12 protein-coding genes are annotated in these 8,976 nt (G+C 72.6%); 8 read left to right on the top strand and 4 right to left on the bottom strand.

Annotated elements, in window-relative coordinates; genetic code table 11:
* Positions 1–437 precede the first annotated feature (437 nt).
* The 4 genes from dusB to AB0J68_RS20045 all read right to left on the bottom strand — a co-directional run bounded on the left by dusB (position 438) and on the right by AB0J68_RS20045 (position 4,015).
* Positions 438–1,610 carry a tRNA dihydrouridine synthase DusB gene (gene dusB / locus AB0J68_RS20060; protein ID WP_363939875.1) on the bottom strand — a complete coding sequence of 391 codons (1,173 nt, stop codon included), beginning with the start codon at positions 1,608–1,610 and terminating at the stop codon, positions 438–440.
* A 64-nt stretch (positions 1,611–1,674) separates the two neighbouring features.
* Entirely contained in the window at positions 1,675–3,054 is a 1,380-nt protein-coding gene (locus AB0J68_RS20055) for a glycine--tRNA ligase (RefSeq protein ID WP_363939873.1), read from the bottom strand.
* Between the two features lie 115 nt (positions 3,055–3,169).
* On the bottom strand, positions 3,170–3,649 hold the full coding sequence (locus AB0J68_RS20050; RefSeq protein ID WP_354854650.1) for a hypothetical protein: 480 nt from the start codon (positions 3,647–3,649) through the stop codon (positions 3,170–3,172).
* Between the two features lie 24 nt (positions 3,650–3,673).
* Entirely contained in the window at positions 3,674–4,015 is a 342-nt protein-coding gene (locus AB0J68_RS20045; RefSeq protein WP_363939871.1) for an antibiotic biosynthesis monooxygenase, read from the bottom strand.
* Positions 4,016–4,044: 29 nt separating this feature from the next.
* Here AB0J68_RS20045 and AB0J68_RS20040 point away from each other — a divergent pair, with 29 nt between their 5' ends.
* From AB0J68_RS20040 to AB0J68_RS20005, 8 genes are all read left to right on the top strand, one after another.
* The gene (locus AB0J68_RS20040) at positions 4,045–4,302 is read left to right on the top strand and encodes a hypothetical protein (protein WP_354854653.1); all 258 of its coding nucleotides are present in this window, start codon (positions 4,045–4,047) and stop codon (positions 4,300–4,302) included.
* A gap of 54 nt (positions 4,303–4,356) precedes the next feature.
* Positions 4,357–5,307 carry a metal ABC transporter substrate-binding protein gene (locus AB0J68_RS20035; protein ID WP_363939869.1) on the top strand — a complete coding sequence of 317 codons (951 nt, stop codon included), beginning with the start codon at positions 4,357–4,359 and terminating at the stop codon, positions 5,305–5,307.
* Positions 5,304–6,065 (top strand): metal ABC transporter ATP-binding protein, encoded by a 762-nt coding sequence (locus tag AB0J68_RS20030; RefSeq protein WP_354854657.1) that lies wholly within the window; start codon positions 5,304–5,306, stop codon positions 6,063–6,065. The genes AB0J68_RS20035 and AB0J68_RS20030 overlap by 4 nt, the downstream gene beginning before the upstream one ends.
* Before the next feature lie 2 nt (positions 6,066–6,067).
* Positions 6,068–6,934 (top strand): metal ABC transporter permease, encoded by an 867-nt coding sequence (locus AB0J68_RS20025; RefSeq protein WP_363939867.1) that lies wholly within the window; start codon positions 6,068–6,070, stop codon positions 6,932–6,934.
* Positions 6,935–6,976: 42 nt separating this feature from the next.
* Positions 6,977–7,276, top strand: a complete 300-nt coding sequence (locus AB0J68_RS20020; protein WP_354854660.1) for a metalloregulator ArsR/SmtB family transcription factor — start codon at positions 6,977–6,979, stop codon at positions 7,274–7,276.
* Entirely contained in the window at positions 7,273–7,671 is a 399-nt protein-coding gene (locus AB0J68_RS20015) for a Fur family transcriptional regulator (protein ID WP_203150761.1), read from the top strand. The genes AB0J68_RS20020 and AB0J68_RS20015 overlap by 4 nt, the downstream gene beginning before the upstream one ends.
* Before the next feature lie 204 nt (positions 7,672–7,875).
* Positions 7,876–8,484 (top strand): hypothetical protein, encoded by a 609-nt coding sequence (locus AB0J68_RS20010; RefSeq protein ID WP_355067073.1) that lies wholly within the window; start codon positions 7,876–7,878, stop codon positions 8,482–8,484.
* A 158-nt stretch (positions 8,485–8,642) separates the two neighbouring features.
* Positions 8,643–8,810, top strand: a complete 168-nt coding sequence (locus AB0J68_RS20005; protein WP_234587259.1) for a hypothetical protein — start codon at positions 8,643–8,645, stop codon at positions 8,808–8,810.
* Positions 8,811–8,976: the final 166 nt, after the last annotated feature.

Here is an 8,976-nt window from a genome sequence, read left to right as displayed (position 1 = left end):
TACGACATCACCGTCGAGCACCTCGCCGACTGGATCGCCACCCGCGGCTACGCCACCAGCTGACCCCACCCAGCACCACCACCGACAAGGGCCGGACCCCACCACGGGGCCCGGCCCTTTCGGCATGCCGTCAGCCGGCAGCGAGGCAGGCACGAAGCGCGCCCCCGCGCCGAATGGCCCGGTTCCTCAGCCCACCTGCCCAAGACATGAGCAGATCTTGGACAGTTTCCGTTATCGGCTAACGGAAACTGTCCAAGATCTGTGCGTTCAGGCTGCGGCGGTGCGGTCGGAGACGGGTTCGGAGGCGGGTGAGGCGGCCCCTTGGCTGCTCCGAGCCACGTCGGCGTCGGCGTGGGCGTCGGCACGCACGACCGGCGGCTCTGGCGCATGGTCCGACGCGGCTACCGCGCGCCATGGCGCACACAGCCGGTTGCGGGTCAGCCGCCGGAGTCGTCCATCTCGGCGCCCTCGGGGACGGTGTCGTCGTCCCGGCTGGCCAGCCAGCCGTCCGGCAGGGCGACCTTGCCCGGCGAGTTGGTACGCCCGCGCGGCTGACCCAGTGCGGCCACCGGAAACGGCTCCGCCGGGTCGAGCTTGCCGAGCAGGTCGTCGAGCTGGGCCAGGCTCTCGATCATCGCCAGCGAACGGCGCAGCTCGCCGCCCACGGGGAAGCCCTTCAGGTACCAGGCGACGTGCTTGCGGAAGTCGGTGCAGCCGTCGCGCTCACCCCGGGCGGGGTTGCGGGCGCCCGCCACGAACTGGTCGACGAGCAGCTCGGCGTGCCGGCGCATGGTCACCGCCACCTCGCCGAGGGTGGGCAGACGCCGTTCCGGCCGACCGTTGAAGGCGGCCTCCAGGTCGGCGAAGAGCCACGGCCGGCCGAGGCAGCCCCGGCCGACCACCACGCCGTCGACCCCGGTGTGGGCGACCATCCGCAGCGCGTCGTCGGCCTCCCAGATGTCGCCGTTGCCGAGGACCGGCACGTCGAGGGCCTGCTTCAAGGTGGCGATCGCGTCCCAGTCGGCGGTGCCCGAGTAGCGCTGGGCGGCCGTCCGCCCGTGCAGGGCCACCGCGGCGACGCCGGCGTCCTGGGCGGCGAGCCCCGCTTCGACGTACGTCAGGTGGTCGTCATCGATGCCCTTGCGCATCTTCACGGTGACCGGCACCCCGGAGGGTGCGGCGGCGTCCACCGCGGCCCGCACCAGGCGGGCGAAGAGCCGGCGTCGCCACGGGAGCGCCGCGCCGCCGCCGCGCCGGGTGACCTTGGGTACGGGGCAGCCGAAGTTGAGGTCGATGTGGTCGGCCAGGTTGCGCTCGACGACGATCCGCACGGCGGCGGCGGTGACCTCCGGGTCGGTGCCGTAGAGCTGGAGGCTGCGCGGCTGTTCGTCGTCGCCGAACGCGATCATGCGGAGCGTCTTCGGGTTGCGCTCGACCAGCGCACGGGTCGTGATCATCTCGCAGACGTAGATGCCGCCGCCCTGCTCGCGGCAGAGCCGGCGGAATCCGACGTTCGTGATCCCGGCCATCGGCGCGAGCACCACCGGCGGCGACACCTGGTACGGCCCGAGGGCCAACGGGCGCAGCGCGGGAACGGTCGAGGCGGTCACCGCACAAGTGTACGGGGCCCCGACCGGCGCTTTCCGCGTCGGCCGGGGCCCCGTGCCCACCGTCTCAGCAGCCGGGGAGGCGCTCGATGAGGTAACGCTCGACCTGGTCCAGCGAGACGCGCTCCTGGCCCATGGTGTCCCGGTTGCGCACCGTCACGGCGTTGTCGTCCAGCGTGTCGAAGTCGACGGTCACGCAGAACGGGGTGCCGATCTCGTCCTGCCGGCGGTAGCGGCGGCCGATCGCCTGCGAGTCGTCGAACTCCACCACCCAGCGCTTGCGCAGCAGCGCGGCGAGGTCCTTCGCCTTGGGCGACAGCGCCTCGTTGCGGGACAGCGGCAGCACCGCCACCTTCACCGGGGCCAGCCGCGGGTCGAACCGCATCACCGTGCGCTTGTCCACGCCGCCCTTGGTGTTCGGCGCCTCGTCCTCGTCGTACGCCTCCAGCAGGAAGGCGAGCACCGCGCGGGTCAGACCGGCGGCCGGCTCGATGACGTACGGCATCCAGCGCTCGCCCTTGGTCTGGTCGAAGTACGACAGGTCGACGCCGGAGTGCTTGCTGTGCGTGGAGAGGTCGAAGTCGGTGCGGTTGGCGACACCCTCCAGCTCGGCGAACTCGGTCCCGCCGAACTGGAAGCGGTACTCGATGTCGACAGTGCGCTTCGAGTAGTGCGAGAGCTTCTCGGCAGGGTGCTCGTAGAGGCGCAGATTGTCCGCCGACAGGCCGAGGTCGAGGTACCACTTCCAGCGCTCCTGGAGCCAGTACTCGTGCCACTCTTCGTCGGTGCCCGGCTCGACGAAGAACTCCATCTCCATCTGCTCGAACTCGCGGGTCCGGAAGATGAAGTTGCCCGGGGTGATCTCGTTGCGGAACGACTTGCCGGTCTGCGCGATGCCGAACGGCGGCTTCTTGCGGGCGACCGTCTCGACGTTCTTGTAGTTGACGAAGATGCCCTGCGCGGTCTCCGGGCGCAGGTAGTGCAGCCCTTCGTCGCTCTCCACCGGGCCGAGGTAGGTCTTCATCAGGCCGTTGAACATCTTGGGCTCGGTGAAGGTGCCCTTGTTGCCGCAGTTGGGGCAGTTGATCTCGGCGAGCGAGGCCGGCGGGTGGCCGTGCTTGGCCTCGTACGCCTCCTCCAGGTGGTCGGCCCGGAACCGCTTGTGGCAGAACTGGCACTCGGTGAGCGGGTCGACGAACTCGGCGATGTGGCCGGACGCCTCCCACACCTTGCGGGCCAGGATCACCGCGGAGTCGAGGCCGACGACGTCGTCGCGCTGCTGGACCATGGTCTTCCACCACTGCCGGCGGACGTTCTCCTTCAGCTCCACGCCGAGCGGACCGTAGTCCCACGCCGATCGGGTGCCTCCGTAGATCTCGCTGGAGGGGAAGACGAAGCCTCGGCGCTTGGCGAGACTGACGACGGCGTCGATACGGTCGACTGGCATGTTTCCTCCTACGCCGGCTGGCGGTCGGCGGGGGCGAGATGTGGATGGATCGGGTCGGTTCGGGACAACGGTACGACCACCGGCGTCCCGAGCCCAGCAGAATACCGGGGGCGGGTCAGCTCACCCCGCACACCTCCATGCCGCCGGTCTGACCGTCCTGGCCCAGGCTGACCTGCTGTCGCTCCCGGTCGCCGCCGTCGAGGGTCACGTCGACTCCGACGGTCAGGTTGGTGGTGTCCACCTCACCCACCCGGAACGCGGTGACCTGCGGCTCGGCGGCCGCCCGCCGCTCGAACTCGGGGCGGGACTCGCGCCGCTGCGCGTCGTCGCAGAGCTGGTCGTACGCCCGGCCGTAGTTTCGCTCGACGAGCGCCTGGTAGTAGTCGCCGGTCACCGTGCGGCCCTGCTCGCGTACCGCCTGCACGCCGCTCACGGCCAGGCCGACGACGGCCGCGCCTCCTCCGCCACAGCAGAGCAGCACGGCGAGGGCGCCGACGCCGAGGCCGATCCAGAGCCGGGTCCGGCGGCCCTCGGTGGGCGGCGCGGCGAACGGCGGAGCCACACCGGGACCGGGCGGCGGGGCGGGTGCGGTCATAGGAGCAGGGTAGTGCCCGGCGGCTCAGCGGTAAGGACCTGCGGCCCGATCACTCTCGGCGACCACCACGGCTCCCCCGGGCGCGGCGCTGGCCAGCGCCTCGTACGCGGACGGCTCGTCGACCGACTCGGCGAGCAACGGCACCGCTGTCACCTTGACCTCGAAGGCGCCCAGCGCCCGCCGGTAGGTGCCGACCGACTCCCACTCGGTGACGAGTGACCAGTACCGGGGGTCGTCCAGGGCTCGGACCAACTGGCCGCGCAGGTAGCCCGGGCAGGCGGCCAGCGCGGTGAGGGCGGCGTGCGCCCGTTCGGTGAAGCCGTCGGCGACATCGACGTCGACCACGAACCGGTTGGTCACCAGCACCGGGGGTTCCTCCTCGTAGAGTCTGTGGGATGCAGCGTACGCAGCGCCCTCTGCTGGCCCGGTTGGCCGGGGCGAACCCGACGTCGGTGTTCCTGCTCACCCTGGTGGTGGTGCTGGTGGCGTTCTTCACGCCGGGGGTGGTCGGCGGGCTGCTGACGCTGGCCCTCGCCGCCGCCCTGATCGCCCTGTTGGCGACCACCTGGCCGGTTCAGGCCCCGCAGACCCGGCTGATCCGGCTGCTGATGCTGACCCTGCTGGTCACTGTGGGCCTCGCGAAGCTGCTCTGACATGCAAGCATGCGTTTTTGACAATCATTGTCGTTACCACGGACAGTTGGGGACATGACCAACCGCACCACGTCCCGCGTCCTGGCCGCCGCGACCGCCCTGCTCGCCCTGGGCGCCGTCGCCGGCTGCTCCACCGGCGGCGCGGCCGGCGCCGATCCCCAACGGGTCGACGTGGTGGCCGCGTTCTACCCACTCCAGTTCATCGCCGAGCGCGTCGGCGGTGACGCGGTCCACGTGACCAACCTGGCCAAGCCCGGCGCCGAGCCGCACGACCTGGAGCTGAGCCCTCGCCAGGTCGGCCAGGTCACCGAGGCCGAGCTGATCGTCTACCTCAAGGGCTTCCAGCCCGCGGTGGACGAGACGGTCGCGCAGGACGACGACGCCCGGGTGTTCGACGTGGCCGGCGTGCAGCCGCTGTTGGACGCGAGCGCCGGCGGCCACAACCACGAGGGTGCGGAGGAGCAGGGCGAGGAGCAGCACGCTCACGCCAAGGACCCGCACGTCTGGCTCGACCCGACCCGGCTCGCCGCCATCGGCGATCAGCTCGCCCAGCGGCTCGGCGAGGTCGACGCGGACCACGCCGCCGACTACACCGCCCGGGCCACGGCGCTGCGCGCCGACCTGACGGCCCTCGACGGCGAGTTCACTAAGGGCCTCGCGACCTGCCAGCGGCGGGAGATCGTGACCAGCCACACCGCGTTCGGCTACCTGGCCGACCGCTACCGGCTCGAACAGGTCGGCATCACCGGGCTGAGCCCGGACGTCGAGCCCTCGCCGCAGCGGCTCGCCCGGGTCATCGAGGATGCGAAGGCGCACCACGCCACCACGATCTTCTTCGAGGCGCTGGTCAGCCCGAAGGTCGCCGAGACCATCGCCGGTCAGGTCGGCGCGAAGACCGCGGTGCTCGACCCGATCGAAGGACTCGCCGCGGGCAGCGGCTCGGACTACCTTTCGGTGATGCGTACCAACCTGCAGACCCTGCGGACGGCGTTGAGCTGCTCGTGAGCACCCCCGTCATCACCGTCGAGCACGGCGCGGTCGGCTACGACGGCCGCCCGGTGCTCCGGGACGTCTCGCTCACCGTGACCGCCGGGGAGGTGGTCGCGGTGCTCGGCGCCAACGGCTCCGGCAAGTCCACGCTGATCCGCGCGATCCTCGGCCTGGTGCCGCTCACCGCCGGCTCGATCACCCTCTTCGACCGGCCGTTGCGCCAGTTCCGCCAGTGGCAGCGCATCGGGTACGTCCCGCAGCGCCTCGGCGCCGGCGGAGGCGTGCCCGCCACCGTCCGCGAGGTGGTGGCGTCCGGCCGACTGGCCCGCCGCGGGATCCTGCGCCCGCCCGGCGCGGCCGACCGGGCCGCCGTCGACGCGGCCCTGCGCGCGGTCGGGCTCGCCGACCGGGCCACCGACCCGGTGTCCACCCTCTCCGGCGGTCAGCAGCAGCGCACCCTCATCGCCCGTGCGCTGGCCGGCCGGCCGGAGCTGCTGATCCTCGACGAGCCCACCGCCGGGGTGGACGCGGCCAGCCAGGAGGCGTTCGCGGGCGCGCTGCGCGACTTCGTCGCCGACGGCGGGACGGTGCTGCTGGTGGCACACGAGCTGGGCCCGCTGCGACCGGTGATCAGCCGGGCGGTCGTCGTCCACCAGGGCGGCGTCTGTCACGACGGCCCGGTTCCGGACCCGGCCGGCCACCACGCGGAGCCCGACCACGACCACGTGCACCCGCACGGTCCCGACGAGCCCGCCGGGCTGTGGAGCAACTGACCATGGAACTCTTCCAGTACCCCTACATGCAACGCGCCCTGATCGGCGCGCTGGTGATCGGCCTGGCCGCGCCGGCGCTCGGCATCTACCTGGTGCAGCGCCGACTGACGCTGATCGGCGACGGCATCGGCCACGTGGCGTTGACCGGCGTCGGCGCAGGCCTGCTCCTCAACCGCTCGCCGGTGCTGGTGGCGGTGATCGTCGCCACGGTCGGCGCGATCGCCATCGAGGTGGTCCGCGCGCGCGGGCGGACCTCCGGCGACCTGGCCCTGGCGCTGCTCTTCTACGGCGGCATCGCCGGCGGCGTCCTGCTGGTCGGCCTCTCGGACGCGACCAGCGCCAACCTCAACGCCTACCTGTTCGGGTCCCTGCTCTCCACCTCGACCACCGACCTGATCACCGTCGGCGTGCTCGGCGCGGCGATCCTGCTCACCATGATCGTGCTGCGGCCGGCGCTCTTCGCGATCAGCCACGACGAGGAGTACGCCCGCGTGTCCGGCCTGCCGGTGCGCACCCTCAACCTGCTGATCGCGGTCACCACAGCGGTCACGGTGACCATCGCGATGCGGGCCGTCGGAGTGCTGCTGATCAGCGCGCTGATGGTGGTTCCGGTGGCCACCGCCCAGCAGGTCACCCGGGGCTTCCGCAGCACGATGACCGCCGCGATGGCGCTCGGGTTCTTCGCCGCCGGCTCCGGCGTCTGGGTGGCGGCCACCGCCGACACCCCGCCCGGCGCCTCGGTGGTGCTGCTGGCGATCGCCTCGTTCCTGGTGGTGGCCGTGGCTGGCGCGCTCTGGCGGGCGGTACGCCGCCGCACCGCGCCGGCCCCCGTACCGGCGCCGGAACCGCACGAGGTCGTCCTGCACTGAGCCCGATCGGCGGATGTCGGTGGTATTGGTTACCGTTGCAAGATGACCAGCGCAACAGGCTACGAGGGTTTCGACGGAGCCAGCGAGTTGCTCCGGGCCCTGTCGGCGCCCATCCGGCTGGCCATCGTCAGCGAGCTGGCCAGCGGCGAGCGGTGCGTGCACGAGCTGGTGGAGAAGCTGGGCGCGGCACAGCCGCTGGTGTCCCAGCACCTGCGGGTGCTGCGCGGGGCGGGCGTGGTGCGGGGCTCCCGCCGGGGCCGGGAGATCGCCTACAGCCTGGTCGACGAGCACGTCGCGCACATCGTGGCGGACGCGGTCAGCCACGCCGGGGAGGGATCATGAGCGAGAGCGGCGCCGCGGTGCGCAACACCCGGCAGCGCTCGGCGGTGAGCGCGCTGCTGGGCGAGATGGAGGGCTTCCACAGCGCCCAGGACCTGCACGCGATGCTCCGGCAGCGCGGTGAGCGGGTCGGCCTCACGACTGTCTACCGCACCCTGCAGGGGCTGGCCGACGCGGGCGAGATCGACGTGATGCGCCCGCCGGGCGGCGAGCACCTCTACCGCCGGTGCAGCGAGGGGCACCACCACCACCTGGTCTGCCGGGCCTGCGGGCGTACGGTCGAGGTGGCCGGCCCCGCGGTGGAGAGCTGGGCCGACCGGGTCGCCGCGCAGCACGGCTACGCCGACGTCAGCCACACCCTGGAGATCTTCGGCACCTGCCCGGCCTGCGTCCGCTGACCAGCGTGGCCGACCTTCGGTTCCGCCCGGTCCAGCCGGTGGGCGACACCGTCGCGTTCGGGGGCCTGCGGCTCGCCTGATCGCCGATCCCCCGGCCGGGCGTCGGTGGCGGGGAGCGGAGCCTGCGGCGCCCCCGGGCCGGGGTCACCCCGGCCACCGATCGACGGGTGCCGGGCGGGGACCGTTCGTGGCACGCTGTCCGGCGTGAAGATCTACGCCGATCGGTTTCCGACCGCCGTCCGCCAGTTGCTCACCGACCTGCTCGTCGTCGCCTGGGTGTACGTCGCGATCCGCGCCGCGCTCTGGCTGCACGACCTGGTGCAGAAGCTCGCCGTACCCGGGCAGAAGCTGGAGGGCGCCGGCAGTGGCCTCGCCGACAACCTCGCCGACGCCGGCGGCAAGGTCCGGCGGGTGCCGCTGGTCGGTGACGAGCTGACCGCGCCCTTCCAGCGGGCCGCCGACGCCGCCCGGGGTCTCGCCGACGCCGGCCGCGACCAGCAGCACCTGGTCGACCAGCTCGCCCTCGCCCTCACCGTCGCGGTGCTGATCTTCCCGCTCGGCCTGGTGCTCTTCGGTTGGCTGCCGCTGCGGCTGCGCTGGATGCGCCGGGCCGGATCGGCCGCGAAGCTGGCCGCCGGGCCGGCCGGGCGGGATCTGCTCGCGCTACGCGCGCTGGCCACCCAGCCGCTGGGCCGGCTGACCCGGATCGCGCCGGACGTCGCCGAGGCGTGGCGACGTGGCGACGACGACACCGTCGAGGCCCTGGCCGCCCTGGAGCTACGCCAACTCGGCCTGCGCAGCAGAGGCCGCTGAACCTGCGGTACGCCCCTGGCTTGATCCACACCAGATCGCCGATGTGGGTCTGTCCGGGCCGCCGGATGCCCCCACCTCGGCGACCTGGTGTGGATCGACCACCAGCTGCCGTCGCGTGCCACAGCCTGCGTCGGCATCCCGGCCGTTAAGGTCTTCGGGTGTTCTACTTCCTGATCGTCATCGCCGTACTGCTGCTCGGCTACGCCGCCGTCCTGGTCTCCCTCGTCCGCCGGGGCAGGAAGATCCCACCCGCGGCGTACCTCGCCCTGGCCGGGCTCAACGGTCTGATCCTGGCGGGGGTGCTGGCCTGGGCGGTCGCCCGCTGACAGCGCGCCGGGCAGCCAGGCCACGCCGCGGCGGCACGGCAGGCGCAAACGCAGCACGGCAAGCGCGGCCGGCACGGCAAGCGCGGCCGGCACGGCAAGCGCGGCCGGCACGGCAAGCGCGGCCGGCACGGCAAGCGCGGCCGGCACGGCAAGCGCGGCCGGCACG

This window comes from Micromonospora sp. NPDC049580, assembly GCF_040675595.1.
GTDB lineage: Bacteria > Actinomycetota > Actinomycetes > Mycobacteriales > Micromonosporaceae > Micromonospora.
The sequence above is the reverse complement of the archived record's forward strand: the minus strand, read 5'-3'. Positions and strand labels throughout refer to the sequence as shown.

Bases quoted from the DNA above. Each gene is read 5' to 3' on its own strand.
- AB0J68_RS20055 (WP_363939873.1), bottom strand. From the start codon at position 3,054: ATGCCAGTCGACCGTATCGACGCCGTCGTCAGTCTCGCCAAGCGCCGA.
- AB0J68_RS20050 (WP_354854650.1), bottom strand. From the start codon at position 3,649: ATGACCGCACCCGCCCCGCCGCCCGGTCCCGGTGTGGCTCCGCCGTTC.
- AB0J68_RS20040 (WP_354854653.1), top strand. From the start codon at position 4,045: ATGCAGCGTACGCAGCGCCCTCTGCTGGCCCGGTTGGCCGGGGCGAAC.
- AB0J68_RS20035 (WP_363939869.1), top strand. From the start codon at position 4,357: ATGACCAACCGCACCACGTCCCGCGTCCTGGCCGCCGCGACCGCCCTG.
- AB0J68_RS20025 (WP_363939867.1), top strand. From the start codon at position 6,068: ATGGAACTCTTCCAGTACCCCTACATGCAACGCGCCCTGATCGGCGCG.
- AB0J68_RS20020 (WP_354854660.1), top strand. From the start codon at position 6,977: ATGACCAGCGCAACAGGCTACGAGGGTTTCGACGGAGCCAGCGAGTTG.
- AB0J68_RS20015 (WP_203150761.1), top strand. From the start codon at position 7,273: ATGAGCGAGAGCGGCGCCGCGGTGCGCAACACCCGGCAGCGCTCGGCG.